This is a genomic window from Oligoflexus sp. (assembly GCF_035712445.1).
In the GTDB taxonomy this organism is placed as follows: Bacteria; Bdellovibrionota_B; Oligoflexia; order Oligoflexales; family Oligoflexaceae; genus Oligoflexus.
In genome coordinates, this window is record NZ_DASTAT010000071.1 from 22,277 (window position 1) to 38,320 (window position 16,044).

The following is a 16,044-nucleotide window of genomic DNA, read 5'->3' on the forward strand; positions in this document are numbered from 1 at the left end:
TTAGTGGGTCAGTTGGAAGAACACGTCTTCCAGCTTCTTCGACTTCACGGCCAGCTCCTGCAGACCATGACCGCCGTTCAGAACTTCCTGCGCCACGCGGTCCAGCACCTGATCCTGATCAGCTGTGCGGAAGGTGATGGTCTCGGCGCTTTCCGACTCCAAGGTCAAAGCGCTGAGAGACGGCAGGCTTTTCAGTTTTTCCACCAGGGCCGAGGCCCCCTGACGAACGCGCAGTTGATACTGACGACCGGATTCCAAGCGGGAGACCAGCTGCTGATGGGTTCCCTGCTCGACCACGCGGCCGTGGTCCACGATCACGATCTGATCGCAAACGGATTCCACTTCCGAAAGAATGTGGGACGAGAAAAGTATGGTGTGCTGACCTTTGAGGGATTTGATCAGCTCGCGAATCTGGACGATCTGGTTCGGGTCCAGGCCTTCGGTAGGTTCGTCGAGGATCAGGACTTCAGGATCGTGCACCAGCGCATGCGCCAGCCCCACCCTTTGCTTATAGCCCTTGGAAAGCTGACCGATCAAACGGTTCCGCATATCGGTGATTTCCAGCTTTTCCATCAGCTCCAGCGTTTTCTGCTTCGCTTTGCTTTTGCTGAGGCCATGCAGCTGGCCGACATAAAGCAAAAATTCCTCGACCTTCATCTCTTTGTGCAGGGGCGGTTCGTCCGGCAGATAGCCGATCCTTCTTTTGACCTCGATCGGGTTTTCCGAGATCTCATAACCAGCAATCCTGGCTGTACCAGCATCCGCACCGATGCATCCGCACAGAATGTCCATTGTCGTGGTTTTTCCGGCACCATTGGCTCCCAAAAACCCGACGATCTGACCTTTCTCCACCTTAAAGGTGATGTCAGTCAGAGCAGGAACGTCACCGAAGCTCTTTCGCAGGCCGACGACTTCAATCATCCATACCCTCCTAGACTTGTTCGCTAAAAACAGGCGAGCAGAACACACAACCCCACTGGCCAAGGCGGTTCGGGCTTATGATCTGCGACTTTTTCCAGAAAAGCATTGTTAATCTGAGAAGTCCTTAAGTCAATGCCGCTTCATCCGGACTTCGTCCTGGCATTTAGCCCTTCCTGGCTAAGGTCCGAGGGAAGCGACCTGCCCGGATCCTGCACACTTTCCCAAAATAATTTTTGGTATCCGATACTTCCCGAAAACTTTGGAACTTGATAGACTCATCCATTGGAAGGCATTGGGGAAACTACGATCCCGTTTTGGCCTAACTCGGAGGTATCGTAATGGCTACTTTGACCAAGGACGTTCTGGTGGAGATGATTCGCGATAAAGTTGGCTTTCCTGTCAAAGAAGCCAAGGAGATCCTCGAGATTATTCTCGAAGAGGTCAAGCTTCGCCTGGAAGACGGCAAAGACGTCAAAATATCTGGTTTCGGCAAGTGGACCGTGAAGGAAAAGCGTTCACGTCCCGGTCGCAACCCGCACACAGGCGAGAAGATCGAAATCTCGGCCCGACGTGTCGTGACCTTCCATCCCTCGGATAAAATGCGTGATCAGGTGAACCGCGAATTCGCGCACCTCACAGGCGACGAGTAAATCAGACCACGCTTGAAAAGCCCTGGACAATTTCCCTCGGACTATGCGATCCCATTCGCATTGCTGTCGTGGATAGCGTACAGTATTGCGATGGACGCTTGGGAGGGCGGGACGTGAGACTCACGAAGATTTATACCAAGATTGGTGACAAGGGTGGAACCACCCTCGCATCCGGGGACAAGATATCCAAGGCCGCGCTGCGACTCGAAGCGTATGGGACTGTGGATGAGCTTAATTCCTGGATGGGTCTTTTGCGCGATCAGCTCAAGCTGCAGAATGAATTTCAAGGTCATTGGTTGGATCAAAGTCTGGAGCGCATTCAGAACGAGCTTTTCGATCTGGGTGGTGAACTCGCGACTCCAACGAAGCATCTGAACATCGAAAAGCAGCGGGTGGTATCAGCCGCCGACGTGGAAGTCCTGGAACAGGAAATCGATAACGTAAACGAGAATCTTCAGCCCCTGGCGAACTTCGTTTTGCCCGGCGGACATGTTTGCAATTCCACGGCGCATCTAGCACGAACTGTGTGCCGACGCGCGGAACGCGAACTCGTGCGGCTTCGTATTGACGAACCGGACGTTCGTGGAGAAACTCAAATATACCTCAATCGTTTGAGTGATTGGCTCTTTGTCATGGGCCGATTGATCAGCCAGCGCCTCGGTTGCCCGGAAGTCCTTTGGCAACAGAAGCGGCCAGCGGCGACGCGCAAGTAGAAGCCTATCCGAAAACCCCGGAGGGGCGAGGCAACGGGAAGCGAGCAGCGCAGTTTGCGCCCGGAAATGAGCAGCGGAGCGACGAAGTCAACGAAGCATATCCGGGGTTTTCGGATAGGCTCTAAGGTTTTTGGCGTGATGGGCGAATCCAATCCACTCTACTCGGAGCCTGAGCCTAGGCCCAGCACCGAGACATCCAGAATGCCCGGAACGGGTCTGATTCCCCGTAAATCACGGGTCCGCTGGTGGCTTGCGCCGCTATGGGCCACTGCGCTTTATGTCAGCACGCATCAGGCGGCCAAGGCAGCGATTGCCAGCGCCTTTCTTTTGCAGGATCCTGAACTCACCATCCTACTCAACAAGCCCCAAACGATCGCCCAGGACGGCCAAAGGTTTATCCAAAGGCATTTCCTGGGCTATGGGGTTTATATCCCGCTGGAGGACATTGTCATCCGCGGCAAGACGTCGGTGGAGCCGACGATCGTTCCTTTGATGGAACAGTCCTGTGGCGAGGGTCAGGCCTATGTGTGGGTCCCCCTCAGATTTCAACTGCCCGTTGTTGGCGAAAAGGTGCTCGAATGGTGTCTGGTCAAAGCGTAGAAGAAATCCCGGTCATTCCCCCGTTTGCCGTTATTGATGGAAGCGTCGGCGGCGAGTGGCGCAGTCCGCTCGATCAACAGCGCGAGGATATTATCAACTGGGTGGTGAACCTGCTCGGTGTCGAGGAAGTCGTGCGGGCCAAGGAAGAGTTCTTTGCGCAGACCGGCATGATCTTCCACGATGATGAAAGCTATCATCGCCGGATGAGCTACTTCATTGATTACTTCCTTTTCATTCGACCGCTCGTGCATCTGGATCCCGAGAATCCACCGACACCCTTCGCCCTTTATCGGGACAAGCATCCCCAGACGACGATTCACAGCTATACGCATTCGCTTTTCAAGGTGCTCAAGATTCAAAGCACGGGCCTTGTGCTGAAAGATCTTTGTTCCGACGATAAGATCCGGATTCAAAAGCAATCGGACGAACTTTTTGATGGAATCGCCAAGAGTGATGTGTTCCAGGGCTTTGTCTTTCATATGGACGAAGCCCCGGTCCTGAGTCACGGCCTGATCTTTCATCCGGCCCGTTCACATCGACTTTTGGTCAAAGCCCTCAAAGAAGCTAAAAAACAGGGTCTTTTCGATCGCTTGACCTTCCTCGCCCAGGGCGCGCGTCTGCAGCTGAAACACGCGAGGCTCCGGCACGTAGATCCCCGCATGGTCTATGCGGAGCTTCGGTCCTGACATCACGGTAAAGCCAGAGCCTGGAATGCCGATAATCCCGTCGTAGGCCTTTCTCAAGTCGACGACGGGAGTCTCATGCTGCGGCAGTTTCATGAAATCGCGATCAACCAGCTTCGAGTTGATCCCAAGATCATGGCGGAAGCTGAAGCCCTTGCCCGCACCAAGAACGTGCTTCTGGTGCATGCGCTCATTCGTGTGAAGGCCGCGGATAGCAATAAGCTCCTGGCAGCCTGGGCGCATTGCCACAAGCTTCAGATCGCCGACCTCGACGCCATGGACATCCCCTCCGACATCATTCAATTGATCCAGGACCAGGTCGCGCGTCAGGCCCGAGCCATTCCCATTGACCGCGTGGGCAATAACATCATCGTTGCCGTGGAAAACCCTCACGATTTGAATACGATCAACCTGCTTCAGCTGAAGACGGGCTATTCCTTGAAAACCGTCCTGTCGTCCGAGGATAAGATCAACAAGGCCCTGGCGCGCTATTATCCGCAGCGCGGCCTTGAAATGGACAAATTCAATAAGACGAGCGTCACCCAGACCCGAAATAAGCCGGCCGAGCAGCGGCTGGTCATCGACGAGAACTCCGGGAATGATGATGGTCCCGTCAATGATCTGATCAATAGAATTATGATGGCCTGTCTTCAGCGGGGCGCCTCGGATATTCATGTCGAGCCCTATGAAAGCTATATGCGCGTGCGTCTTCGCATCGACGGGGCGCTGCAGGAAATCGCCCGTCCCCCGGCGCACATGAAAGCCGCGATGGCCTCCCGATTCAAGGTTATGGCCGGTCTTAAGATCGAGGAAAAGCGCCTGCCTCAGGACGGTCAGATCAGTGTGACGATCGAAGGCAAGCCCATCGACTTTCGTATCAACACGCTCCCGACCTGGCACGGCGAGAAGGTGGTTCTGCGTATCCTCGATAAGTCGAGCCTTCAGGTGGACATGACCAAGCTCGGCTTTGAGCAGGACGACCTGCGCCGCTTCAAGGACAGTATCCATAAGCCTTATGGAATGGTGCTCGTCACGGGTCCTACCGGTTCCGGTAAAACAACGACGCTTTATTCCGCTCTGGCTGAACTGAACCAGGTAGCCGACAATATCATGACAGCGGAAGATCCCGTTGAATTCACCCTCGATGGCATCAACCAGGTCCATATCCGGGCGGAATTCGGCCTGACCTTTGCCGATGCTCTGAAAGCCTTCCTCCGCCAGGATCCCGACATCATCATGGTCGGTGAGGTGCGCGACAAGGAAACCGGGGAAATCGCCATCAAAGCGGCGCTCACGGGTCATATGGTTTTGTCCACGCTCCACACCAACAGCGCGTCCGACACCATCGTGCGTCTGCAAAACATGGGTCTCGAATCCTTTAACCTGATTTCCGCCCTGCAGTGCGTGGTGGCCCAGCGCCTTGCGCGCCGCATCTGCAGCAACTGCAAAATCGTTGATGCATCCATCAAGCCCGAATACCTGATGAGCATTGGAGTGCCGCGTGAAGTCGCGATGACAGCCAAGGTTCACAAGGGCAAGGGCTGCGAACTTTGCGGTGGCACAGGCATGAAAGGTCGCGTGGCCATCCATGAAGTGATGGTGATGAACGATGAACTGAGATCCGCCATCATGCGATCAGCACCGGCAATGGAACTCAAAACCATCGGCATGCGCAACGGCATGCGCACCCTTCGGCAGAATGGTCTGATCAAAATGCTGAGAGGTGAGATGGACGCCCTGGAGGTGGTCAGCAATACCGCCGCTGATGATGAAAATGAGCATTCGGGCCATAACGCAGCCTAGAGGTAGACGATGGATTATTCAATGCAACAGCTGCTGCGTACGCTGGTTCAACAGGGAGCCAGCGACCTGCACATCTCTTCAGGTTCGCCGCCCCGTCTTCGTATAGATGGGCACGTGGCCCCTTTGAATCTGCCGCCCATGACGCCGCAGAAAACCATGGAACTCTGCTACAGCGTTCTGACTGAAACGCAAAAGAAAATGTTCGAGCAGCGGAAGGAGCTTGACCTTTCCTTCTCGATTCCGGGCATCGCCCGCTTTCGTGCCAACATCTATTATCAGTCGGGTCAGATCTCGGGCGCGTTCCGTGTGATTCCGCATAAGATCAATACTCTGGATGAATTGAGCAGTCCGCCGCTCCTGAAAAGCCTTTGCGCACTGCCTCGCGGCCTCGTCCTGGTCACCGGTCCCACGGGTTCCGGTAAATCGACGACCCTGGCCGCCATGATCAATCACATCAATGAATCGCGCTATGATCACATTGTAACGATCGAAGATCCCATCGAATTCGTGCACCAGCATAAAAACTGCGTTGTCGATCAACGCGAGCTGGGCGAGGATACACAGAGCTTCGCCATGGCTCTCAAATCCGTTCTGCGTCAGGATCCCGATGTGATTCTGATCGGTGAGATGCGCGATCCCGAGACCATTTCCGCGGCCCTTACCATTGCCGAGACGGGTCACCTTGTTTTCGGAACGCTCCATACCAACGGTGCGATATCGAGCATCAACCGCATGGTCGATTCCTTCCCCCCGCATCAGCAGTCCCAGATTCGTACGCAGCTGGCTATGAGCCTTGAAGCCGTGCTTTCGCAGATGCTTTTGCCCAAGGAAACAGGCGGCCGGGTGATGGCCATGGAAATCATGCGAATGAACAGCGCTATCCGTGCTCTGGTGCAGGAAGGCAAGATTCAGCAGATCTATTCCGCGATGCAGACAGGTCAGGCCGGAAGCGGCATGCAGACGATGAATCAGTCCCTTTATCAGCTGGTGAGTCGACGCCTCATCACCAAGGAGCTCGCGCTCCAGAAGAGTGCGATGCCGGATGAACTTCAGGATATGCTGAGTGACAATAAACAGAAAAGCATAAGACGATAGGCGATAAAGAGTGCCGAAGTACGCATACAAAGCGAAGTCGAAAACCGGGCAGGTGAAATCCGGAGAGGTCAGTGCCGCCAATAAACAGGCAGCGAAGACGCTATTATCCAATAAGGGCCTGCGCATCCTGAAACTGACGGCCACGGCGGATGATCTGGGTGATGGCTCCAGAATCCGTGGCCTCTCGCGCTTTATCTATCGCGACAAAAGCGGCAACATTCAGATTCGCCTGGGAGCGCAGTTGCCGACGACCCGCGAACTCGGCCTTTTCACCAAGCAGTTCTCGCTTATGATTGAGAACGGCATTCCCATGCTGCAGGCTTTGCAGATGCTTCGGGATCAGCAGCGCAAGATCGACTTTTCCGAAACCATAGAAAAAATCATCCGCGCGATCGAACAGGGGGCAAGCCTTACTGATGCGCTGGAACCCTTTCCCGAGATCTTCGATTCGCTTTATGTGGCCATGACCCGCGCCGGCGAGGCCTCGGGTCGCCTGGATGTGATTCTCAAGCAGCTCGTTTCCTATATTGAAAAAGCCGCGAAACTGAAGGCCCAGGTGAAGTCGGCCATGGCCTATCCTATCATCATCGTGGTCGTCGCCGTCGCCGTCGTTACCCTGCTTCTGGTCTTCGTGGTGCCGAGTTTCGCCAAGCAGTTCGCTGAAAGCGGTCAGGAGATTCCAGGCCTGACTCAGCTGGTGATCGACATGTCCAACCTGCTGGTCGATAATTGGATGGAAATTTTGGGCACCATCGCCGCGAGTTTCTTTGCCCTTCGCTATTACTTGAAAACTGAGAACGGAAAATCTGTATTTGACAAAGCCATTCTGAAAGCCCCTATTATCGGCGAAGTCATGATCAAAATTTCCGTGGGGCGTTTTTGTTCCACGATGTCGACGATGCTCAGTTCCGGCGTTTCCATTCTCGAAGCCCTGACCATCTGCGCGACGTCATCAGGCAACAAGTCGGTGGAAAGATTCGTTCTGAATGTACGCGAGGAAATCTCCAAAGGCAGCACCTTCGCCGAGCCTTTGGCCGTCGACGACTTCTTCCCGAAAATGGTGGTGTCCATGGTGGCTGTCGGCGAATCCACGGGTACGCTCGATGAAACCCTGAAAAAGGTCACCGACATTTATGAAGAGGAAGTCGACAATGCGATCGCCGCGATGATGTCGATGATCGAACCTCTGATGATCGTGGTCATCGGCGGCATCGTCGGCTTCATCGTGATCGCCATGTATCTGCCGATCTTCGGTATGGCGGGTACGGTCTGATCAGGGACCAGGAGCCTTGGTCCACTTGTTATGGCATTCGGAACAAAAATACTGAAATCTTCCGTCAGCCTCGTATTTTGTGGCTTCCGGTCCCGGGTGCTGGCAGCGCGGGCACTTTTCGTTCTGATGATTGAACGAACAGAGTGAATTCCGGCAACGATCCTCTCCATTCACATCCTTGGTCGGCCCCTGACAGATGGGGCAACGGGACCGTACGCGACGCTCAGAAACACTCATGACTTCCGGGCTCCTTGATGCTTTTTCCACCATTGTATCAGTTTTTTAGCCACAATGGGGAGGAGCGCCATCGCAATGAAGGAAAGAATCAGGCGCGGCGAAAACAGATCGCTGACGCTTTCGATCCCGCTCAATTCCGTTCCTGTATAGGTAAAGAGAAAAATCACCGGCAGCATACCGAGCTGGGTCGCCCAGAGGAAGGTCCGCGTCGGGATCGGAGTCAGGCCCATCACAACATTTGTGACAAAATAGGGAATGACGGCAAACAGCCTGAGAGACACAAGGTAGAACGCGCCCTCGTCGCGAAAGCCGCGATTGATCATCTCAAGCTTCCCGGCATAACGCTTTTGTATACTGTTTCCTAACAGATAGCGGGCCGAGAGAAAGGCTCCGGTCGCGCCCAGTGCCGATCCCACGGATGCGAGCACAGTCCCGAGCAATGGCCCGAAGATCGCACCGGCGGCAAAGGTCAGTGACAAGGCTCCCGGTACGGACAGGGCAGCCAGGACTATATATGTGACCACAAAAAGCAGCGCCGTCATCACCCTATGCGAGGCGTAGTAATCCAAAAGTTCGTGTTTGGCTATTTTCAACTGGGCAATGGTGAGAAAGCGTCCCAGATCGTAGTGGATGAAGGCGGTAAAAAAGAGGAGGAGGATGAGGACCAGGAGCAGTTTCTGCCAGCCAATCCTCATGCCACCTCCTTATGGTCGATTAAAAGAATTCCCCGTCATGCGCGGTTGCCGTCCGCATCTCACGCCAGAGCGGGAGCAGCTGCCTTAAAAGAATCTCCGCCTGCTTTTGCGAAAGCTGGGTCGCCGCATCGCTCTTGGCTTTGTTCGGATCCGCATGCACTTCCAGGAAAAAGCCATCCAGATAACCCGTCGCCGTCGCCGCGCGGGCCAGCACGGGAGCAAATCCGCGAAGACCGCCCGAGATTTCGCCGCTCGATCCCCCGGCTGCCGGCAGCTGCAGGCTGTGAGTGATATCGAAGATCACCGGCGCTCCCAGGTCGGACATCACTTTGAGTCCGCGCATATCAACTACCAGATTACCATATCCAAAGGTCGCGCCCCTCTCGGTCAACGCAAAATCCGGCGTGAGCTTGTCCTCTTCGGCCGCCGCCAGCACCTTACTGATAATATGCTGGGCATTTTCAGGGGCAAGGAATTGACCCTTTTTCACGTTCACGGATCGCCCGGTCTTCACCGCGGCGACGACGAGATCAGTCTGCCGGCAAAGGAACGCGGGAATCTGCAGCACGTCTATGACTTCGGCCGCGGGTCCCACCTGCGCGGTCTCATGCACATCGGTGAGGACCTTCAGGCCTGGGAACTTGTCTTTCAATTGGGAGAACCAACGCAGGGCCTGATCAAGGCCGGGTCCACGATAGCTGTTGATGGAGGTGCGATTGGCTTTATCGAAACTGGCTTTGAACACCAATTGGAAATCGAGTTCCTTCGCAAGTCCAACGAGCTGCGTGCAGACGGCTTCGAGGAGTTCATAGGATTCAGCCATGCACGGCCCGGCAATCACGACGGGTTTGCTGGGCTGGCGTTTGAAGAGTGGAGTATTCATAGCGGCCTTTCACAAGTGCGTCAGGAAAAGAAGGTTACCATTGGCACAGACTCTGTTACTCTAGTCAGACGCAAGTGGCAACTCAAGCTTCTCGCAACGATTTGGCTTTATACGAAGAAAGTCTTGACTGAAAATCAGGACTGCTTTATTTACGAATCTCCCTTTTGGGAAGTGGCTCTTTAGCTCAGTCGGTAGAGCAGTGGATTGAAAATCCACGTGTCCCCAGTTCGATTCTGGGAGGAGCCACCATTATGTTCCTTCGGTGGTAACATGGATATTTTCTTGACGGTCGTTCACATCGCTGCTGCTATCTTTATGATTGTTGTGATCATAGTGCAAGGCGGCAATTCTGGCGGTGTAGGCGCAGCCTTCGGTGGTGGTAACTCAACAGGTCTCTTTGGCGCCGCTGGTGCTACAAGCTTTCTTGGCAAGTTGACCTACATCATGGCCGGTGTATTCATGGTTACGAGCATCGCCTTAACGATGGTCACGGGTAAAACTGGTAAAACTGGTTTGACGGAACGCCTTGAAAAGGCCGGCGCCAAAACAGAACAAACCACTCCAGCCCAGCCTCAACCCGAAGCAGCTCCTGCTGTTCCGCCAGTTGAAGGTCAAGCACCCCAAACCGAACCGAACAAACCCTAATTCTATTGCTCAGGTGGTGGAATTGGTAGACACGCATGTTTGAGGGGCATGTGCCGAGAGGCGTGCGGGTTCAAGTCCCGCCCTGAGCACCAGTCTACTAAGAGTCAAACCCGGTGACCGAGAGGTCTCCGGGTTTTTACTTTTTGCCCCTGCTTGCCAGTCCTGAAAACGATTTCTTCCAAAGTTTTCTTTACTTCCACAATTTTTGCCAATGTACGAGCTGGCTACATAAGTCGAAAATTTTCGTCTTTTTAGGCTCTTACTTTCCCAATGCCTATCCACTTGGAAAAGCGTCCAAAAACGCTGGAATTCAGCCCAAAGTCGGCCATTGACACAAAGCAGCTAGTTTTTTAAGTCTCGGTCCTCGTAACGCAAACCACTTAAGAGATCTGGACCATGACTATCAAAAAAATTCTACTCCCTGCTTTCCTTATCTTCGCTTCTGCATGTGGTCAGAACGCTCAGCAAACTGAAGCCGTTTCCACCGCCATGGGCAACGATGACAGCTGCCTTACATTTCCACGGCCATCGGATGGAAATCTCTATCACTGCGCATCTTATCCCATGCACACCTTGACAGGCGATTCGGCCGGATTCCGTTCCACACTGTTCCAAATTTCAAGTGCCTTCAATCCTGCTCAGCAGCAGAAAATTGCGCGCGCTCTGGATCTTGCCATGTGGGCCGTGGGTGAGCACTTCATTCACCGTTACGTGGAAAAGCAGGCCAACTCTGATTTCATGGCATGTCTGACTCGGAAGAATCCGATCGAGCTGGTGCCTGCTGGTGCGCCCGCGGCCATACGCGGAAAAACTGCGGCTTTCTATGCGGACTACGCAATGGGTGGGATCACTATCCTTCAAACGTTCCATGACCAAAAACGCGTTCCAGCAAAGATCACCGTCACCAACCAGCCGGCAACCACTCTGGCCCAGGCTGTCGTTGGAAAGGATTATTCCGCAGTCGGCGCGAGTCAGAACATGGACATCCAGATCAATATTCAGGCGCTGAATAAAGGTACGGTCAACGATCTGCCCATGACCGACCAGATTTTGGCTGGCATCATTTTCCACGAATGGCTGCACCGGATTGGCTTTGAGCATCAATCCGGTCAGGAAGCGAATACTTTTGTTCGTGCAGCCGGTGAGTGTGTGGGATCTCAAAATCGTTAATACACTGAAGGGCTGATTCAAAGTCAGCCTTTCAGCTTTCATCCATAGTAAAAATAAAGTTGAACTGATCCAGAATCAATTCCCAGTCTGCAATGCTCACAAAATCACCCTTGCAGGCAATTCTCGACTTGGGAATGATATAAACAAACTGCTTTCCCTTCTCTGTGTTCGGCAGTCTGACCCCCGCATAAGTCCCATCCGCAAGGCATTCGTCTTTGGTTTCCACAGTGATCGTTTTCATTTCTTCCAGAGCCAGCGCGAGGAGCTGTCGAGTCTGATCCGTCAGTGCTTTTCGTGTTTCTTGCTGAACAGCAGGACTACCCAAGTTTTCCACTTTTTCCAGGTAGCCGCCACGGATGCGATAGACGACATCAGAAATAACGGAGTCTCGAAATTCCTGACCCTGTTCATTTTTGCAGCCAATCCATGCTCCGCTGGTGCCTTTCACCAGCTCGAGTTCCAAATCATCTCGAATTTCAAGCTTTGGAACAGCAACCGCGTCCTCGGATTTCTCCACCGCAGCCTGGGTTTTCATCTCCCGTGATTCCTGCTTGGATGAACACGCCCCCATCAAGGGAAAAGTAGTGGAAACAAAAATCAGCACGAGCCGTCGCATAGAAGTCTCCATCCGGTTAGACCCCTTTCCATGCAATACTTGACCCAGTCTTTATATCTTATAAATCAATAACTTGGATGGGAAAATCTGGGTAGAAATCTGACGGTGGCTACCCTCGATTCAGTGGGAGCGTGTGGCTTTTCGGATACGTCTGTTACCAGAATTTTTGGGCTTTTCGGTGAAAAATTCGAATTATTTCAGCACCTGAAGATGGCTCTGGGCTTGCATTTCAAAGCTTGGCTGAGTTTTTGTATGAAAAGGAATATAAAATGAAATCAGGAATCCTCACTGCGACTTTTATTATGCTGGCTTTGACTCAAACAGCCTGCCTGACAACCGTTGAAACACGACCCTTTCCCGAAGCTTACGCGCACGATCATCATTACCATCACGCTAACTGCCAACACGTTCATCATGAACACAGTTCCTATCATCCAAGCACTGTCCGCGTTGTTCATCCACGTCGCGTGTATGTCCCGGTTTATCGACCAGCCAGAACCACGGTTACTGTCCGCCGCTATTAAACCAGGTTTTGATCTGCTCAAGAGTTTGATGCAGGACCTCTGCATCCTCCTCTTTCACGCCCGCACACGCTTCTTCCAAACGTTCATCCTTGGTCACCGCCATCGCAATCAAAGCATTCCGCCGCAAACCCTCGCGCTTGGCGCGGGTTAAGGGTGTGCCGCCCATCCAGGCTTCGTAGCGGGATTGGCTCATGGTGGCGAGGTCGAGGAGATCGGGATTGATCAGGTCGGGACGGGTGGGTTCGGATGTGGGGAGGGCTTTGCGGTTATAGGGGCACGCGAGCTGGCAAAGATCGCAGCCGAAGATATACGTGGGAAGGTGGGGCCAGAATTCGAAGGGGATAGGACCACGGTGTTCGATGGTCCAGTAGGCGAGGCACTTGCGCGCGTCGAGTTTATAAGCTGTATCGAGGGCCCCTGTTGGACAGTTGACCTGACAACGACGACAGGTGCCGCAGCCGCCTGCGTCGGTTCTTTGGTCAGGGTCGACTGGGGAGGTCGAGTCACTTAAGGTTAAGTGATGGCTCAGGAGGATCTCTCCGATCAGCATGAGGCTCCCGTGATCAGGATGGATGAAGCAGGTGTTCTTACCGATGAAACCGCGCATGGTACGGGCAGCAAGGGCCCGTTCGAGAAGTGGCGCGCTGTCGATGGTTACACGGCCTTGCAGGCTTGGTTGTTGCGCTTGAAGCTTGGAGAGAATGCGCGTCGCCTTTTGCTTCATCGACTTATGATAATCGCGAAGACGAGCATACTGCGCTACCCTATACTCCCCTTTTAAAGCTGCATTCAGCTTATCTCCCTGATAGTAGGGCAAGGCAAATACAAGCGCCTGCACCGAATCCGGGAGCAGCCCACGCGGATCTTCCCGCAGTTGTTTATTATTCTCAAGAAACTGCATACCCGCATGCTGACCTTCGCTGAGCCATTTTTCAAATAGCTCAAAACGCGGTTCAGGCCCGAGGTCCACCAGCCCCAAAAGGAGCAGACCTTCATCACTGCAAAGTTTCTGCAGTTCCTCGCGTTTCATGTCGCGCGGCTCCGGAGCATCGCCTCGACATCAGAAAACTCCGCGGATTTTCCCCACCAGAGTTTCTGCCCCAAAAGCGCCTGACCGATCAGCATCGGCAGACCATCCTGCACGGGAATTTTCCTGGCCTTCAGATCATCAAGAAGCGCCGATGTTTTCCCATAAACCAAATCAACAAACGTCCCCTTGAAGGAACCAAGCCCAGGCAGCAAATGATCCAAACGATCCCCATAAAGAGGCGCGCTGGTGGTCTGCAGCAATAAAATTTTCGAATAGCGCTGACACACCGCATCCAGAGTACCCGCATCCAGATCAAGGAACTCCACACGTCCAACTGGTTTTTGCCAACCTGCATCCCGCTCCGGTGTCCTGCGCAGGACAATCAACGGCCTCGGCGTCACCTTTAAAAAATGCTCATAAAGCGCCAGTGCGGCCCCACCATTCCCTAAAAAGACCACAGCCTCATGATCATCCAGCCCACACCCAAGCTGCGCCAGCCCCAGCAAAAACCCTTCGGCATCCGTGGATGTCGCCTCCCAACCATTCTTCCCACGATAAATCGTATTCACCGAAGCCAGCCCGGACCCCAGAAAAGTCCGCGCCGCTTCCTCTTTAAAAGGCACAGTGACATTGAAACCAAGCGCCCCGAAATCCCACATGGCCCGGAAAAAATCCGGACCTGGGAACTGGCGCGAGGGACTGTCGAAACGCAGATAGACCGCATCAATCCCGAGCTGGGCCGCAGAATAATTGTGAATCAAGGGTGAGAGGCTGTGACTGATTCCACTGCCCAGTATACCCAGGCAGCGGCTGCTGGCTTGAATCATCGTGTTTCCCCGTGACAGCGAGCGTCAAAACTCAGGCTGGAGGCAGTTCCGTCTGCTGTTGACGCATCTCGTGCATGGGAAGGTTATGCTCGATGAATTGAATATTGACGAGAATATTTTCGGGCGAGCCACCCAGACTCTTCATCCGGGTCACTTGGCCACGAATCGGCGCTGTGGCGCCGGCATCGTGCGGGTGCAGAGGACCCAGATCAAGACGCAGTTGACTTCCCTTGCGCAATCCACGATCCGCAACCACCAAAGTGGCGCGATCTGACGTCAGCGAACGCAGATAACCCTGACGCGGAGGCTCGGACTCGCGCTCGGTGGTATAGGCGATTTTCATGGAAAGCTGATCGGTACGGGTCTCTTCCAGTGGAGGGATCATTTGACGCTGGCGACGGAAATACCAGATGACAAGCGGCCCAACGAAGAGAAGCACCGTGAAACCCAGAAGCAGGGCAAACATGCCGATTCCACCACTGGGATCTGTACTTGAAAGTTCTAGAGCCATGCCCTAACCAATCTGTCCCTCGCTTGACAACCGGCCTGGATCGCCGTGCTATACTTGTGATAGGCAATTGCGCCTGTTATCAGGTGATGTTACATATCAGGGCAATTCTTTTGCGCACCTTTTGAAACCGATTATAAATCACAAATCTCTTCAGCGCAAAGATACTAAATCTGCAGCAAAGGATATTTTTTTGAAAGTTTTGCGCAGTCCTTCAACCCCAATGCCTCATGCGTTTCCCATGGAAGCAAGCGCGATTACGATCGGCAACTTCGATGGCTGCCATCGCGGACATCAGGAACTGATTGCCCGAGTACGTTCCATGGCTCAAGCCCAGGGATATTCCAGCCTGTGCTTAACCTTTGATCCGAATCCAAAACAATTTTTCAAACCGGATCGCCAGGTTGGTAAACTTTTTCAAGCGGCACAAAAGCTCAGGGCCCTTGCTGAACTTGGTCTCGATTACACTGTGATCCAGGAATTCGACCTCGCCTTCAGCCAGCTTAAACCCTATGAATTTTATCAAGCTCTTCTTAAGCAAAGCTTAAGAGTCAAGGCCATCGTTGTCGGTCATGATTTCCGTTTTGGAAAAAATCGCGAAGGCACCCTTGAAGTCCTGCAGACACTCGCACAGCCTGATGCCTGCGCGGTCGATGTCGTGGAGCCTCAGGACTGGAACGGTCAGGTCATAAGCAGCAGTGCGATCCGAGGCTATCTGCAGGAACGCGAACTGCAAAAAGCCCGTGATCTTCTGGGCCGGCCCTATCTTTTGGAAGGACCTGTGGTCAGCGGTAAAAAGTTGGGTCGACAGCTTGGTTTTCCCACGGCCAATGTCGCGACGCAGGATCAACTCCTTCCAGGACTTGGTGTCTATGCGGGCTTTGTCGTGATCGGCAAGGAGCCCAGCATTTTCAAGATAGCCCCGACTCGCAAACCCTGCATTCTCAACATTGGCAAGCGACCCACTGTCCCAGGGGCCGAGCCGACCGTGACGACCGAAGTTCATATTCTCTCAAATGATATCGGAGCGGACGCTCTTTACGGGGAAACCCTGGGGGTCTACCTCACCCATTTCGTGCGGACCGAGCAGAAATTTGGATCCCTGGACGAGCTGAAAAATCAGATTGCCTTGGATTGCCAGAAAGCGCGGTCGTTGCTGGAGAGAGCGTAA

At 53.6% G+C, this 16,044-nt stretch carries 17 protein-coding genes and 2 tRNA genes; 12 read left to right on the forward strand and 7 right to left on the reverse strand.

What is annotated here, in order from left to right:
• The gene (locus tag VFO10_RS15735; RefSeq protein WP_325141813.1) at window positions 1-921 is read right to left on the reverse strand and encodes an ABC transporter ATP-binding protein; all 921 of its coding nucleotides are present in this window, start codon (window positions 919-921) and stop codon (window positions 1-3) included.
• Window positions 922-1,259: 338 nt separating this feature from the next.
• Here VFO10_RS15735 and VFO10_RS15740 point away from each other — a divergent pair, with 338 nt between their 5' ends.
• The 7 genes from VFO10_RS15740 to VFO10_RS15770 all read left to right on the forward strand — a co-directional run bounded on the left by VFO10_RS15740 (window position 1,260) and on the right by VFO10_RS15770 (window position 7,738).
• Window positions 1,260-1,571, forward strand: a complete 312-nt coding sequence (locus VFO10_RS15740) for an integration host factor subunit alpha (protein WP_141736511.1) — start codon at window positions 1,260-1,262, stop codon at window positions 1,569-1,571.
• Between the two features lie 113 nt (window positions 1,572-1,684).
• Window positions 1,685-2,284, forward strand: coding sequence for a cob(I)yrinic acid a,c-diamide adenosyltransferase (locus VFO10_RS15745; protein ID WP_325141815.1), 600 nt, complete (start codon window positions 1,685-1,687; stop codon window positions 2,282-2,284).
• 201 nt (window positions 2,285-2,485) lie between these two features.
• Window positions 2,486-2,884: a hypothetical protein gene (locus tag VFO10_RS15750; protein ID WP_325141817.1), complete on the forward strand. Its 399-nt coding sequence runs from the start codon at window positions 2,486-2,488 to the stop codon at window positions 2,882-2,884.
• Window positions 2,863-3,570: a hypothetical protein gene (locus VFO10_RS15755; RefSeq protein WP_325141819.1), complete on the forward strand. Its 708-nt coding sequence runs from the start codon at window positions 2,863-2,865 to the stop codon at window positions 3,568-3,570. The genes VFO10_RS15750 and VFO10_RS15755 overlap by 22 nt, the downstream gene beginning before the upstream one ends.
• 75 nt (window positions 3,571-3,645) lie before the next feature.
• Window positions 3,646-5,370, forward strand: a complete 1,725-nt coding sequence (locus VFO10_RS15760; protein WP_325141821.1) for a GspE/PulE family protein — start codon at window positions 3,646-3,648, stop codon at window positions 5,368-5,370.
• 21 nt (window positions 5,371-5,391) lie between these two features.
• Window positions 5,392-6,465 (forward strand): type IV pilus twitching motility protein PilT, encoded by a 1,074-nt coding sequence (locus VFO10_RS15765; protein WP_325141823.1) that lies wholly within the window; start codon window positions 5,392-5,394, stop codon window positions 6,463-6,465.
• A 10-nt stretch (window positions 6,466-6,475) separates the two neighbouring features.
• A complete protein-coding gene (locus tag VFO10_RS15770; protein WP_325141825.1) occupies window positions 6,476-7,738 on the forward strand; it encodes a type II secretion system F family protein in 1,263 nt (420 codons plus the stop codon).
• Between the two features lie 233 nt (window positions 7,739-7,971).
• Here VFO10_RS15770 and VFO10_RS15775 read toward each other — a convergent pair whose 3' ends face one another.
• On the reverse strand, window positions 7,972-8,670 hold the full coding sequence (locus tag VFO10_RS15775; RefSeq protein WP_325141827.1) for a TVP38/TMEM64 family protein: 699 nt from the start codon (window positions 8,668-8,670) through the stop codon (window positions 7,972-7,974).
• A 19-nt stretch (window positions 8,671-8,689) separates the two neighbouring features.
• Entirely contained in the window at window positions 8,690-9,553 is an 864-nt protein-coding gene (kdsA, locus tag VFO10_RS15780) for a 3-deoxy-8-phosphooctulonate synthase (protein WP_325141829.1), read from the reverse strand.
• Window positions 9,554-9,726: 173 nt separating this feature from the next.
• On the opposite strand from kdsA, the gene VFO10_RS15785 reads away from it, so the two are divergent.
• From VFO10_RS15785 to VFO10_RS15800, 4 genes are all read left to right on the forward strand, one after another.
• A tRNA-Phe gene (locus tag VFO10_RS15785) sits at window positions 9,727-9,802 on the forward strand.
• Window positions 9,803-9,823: 21 nt separating this feature from the next.
• Window positions 9,824-10,198 carry a preprotein translocase subunit SecG gene (gene secG / locus VFO10_RS15790; RefSeq protein ID WP_325141830.1) on the forward strand — a complete coding sequence of 125 codons (375 nt, stop codon included), beginning with the start codon at window positions 9,824-9,826 and terminating at the stop codon, window positions 10,196-10,198.
• 7 nt (window positions 10,199-10,205) lie between these two features.
• Window positions 10,206-10,290, forward strand: a tRNA-Leu gene (locus VFO10_RS15795).
• A gap of 304 nt (window positions 10,291-10,594) precedes the next feature.
• Complete coding sequence (locus VFO10_RS15800) at window positions 10,595-11,368, forward strand: hypothetical protein (RefSeq protein ID WP_325141832.1); 774 nt, start codon at window positions 10,595-10,597, stop codon at window positions 11,366-11,368.
• A gap of 31 nt (window positions 11,369-11,399) precedes the next feature.
• On the opposite strand, the gene VFO10_RS15805 is transcribed toward VFO10_RS15800, so the two are convergent.
• The 4 genes from VFO10_RS15805 to VFO10_RS15820 form a co-directional block, all read right to left on the reverse strand.
• The gene (locus VFO10_RS15805; protein WP_325141833.1) at window positions 11,400-12,020 is read right to left on the reverse strand and encodes a hypothetical protein; all 621 of its coding nucleotides are present in this window, start codon (window positions 12,018-12,020) and stop codon (window positions 11,400-11,402) included.
• A gap of 468 nt (window positions 12,021-12,488) precedes the next feature.
• Complete coding sequence (gene queG, locus VFO10_RS15810; RefSeq protein WP_325141836.1) at window positions 12,489-13,538, reverse strand: tRNA epoxyqueuosine(34) reductase QueG; 1,050 nt, start codon at window positions 13,536-13,538, stop codon at window positions 12,489-12,491.
• Window positions 13,535-14,365 carry a hypothetical protein gene (locus tag VFO10_RS15815; RefSeq protein ID WP_325141838.1) on the reverse strand — a complete coding sequence of 277 codons (831 nt, stop codon included), beginning with the start codon at window positions 14,363-14,365 and terminating at the stop codon, window positions 13,535-13,537. The genes queG and VFO10_RS15815 overlap by 4 nt, the downstream gene beginning before the upstream one ends.
• Before the next feature lie 31 nt (window positions 14,366-14,396).
• Entirely contained in the window at window positions 14,397-14,831 is a 435-nt protein-coding gene (locus VFO10_RS15820) for a hypothetical protein (RefSeq protein WP_325141840.1), read from the reverse strand.
• A gap of 283 nt (window positions 14,832-15,114) precedes the next feature.
• Between VFO10_RS15820 and VFO10_RS15825 the strand changes: the two genes are divergently transcribed.
• Entirely contained in the window at window positions 15,115-16,044 is a 930-nt protein-coding gene (locus VFO10_RS15825) for a bifunctional riboflavin kinase/FAD synthetase (protein WP_325141842.1), read from the forward strand.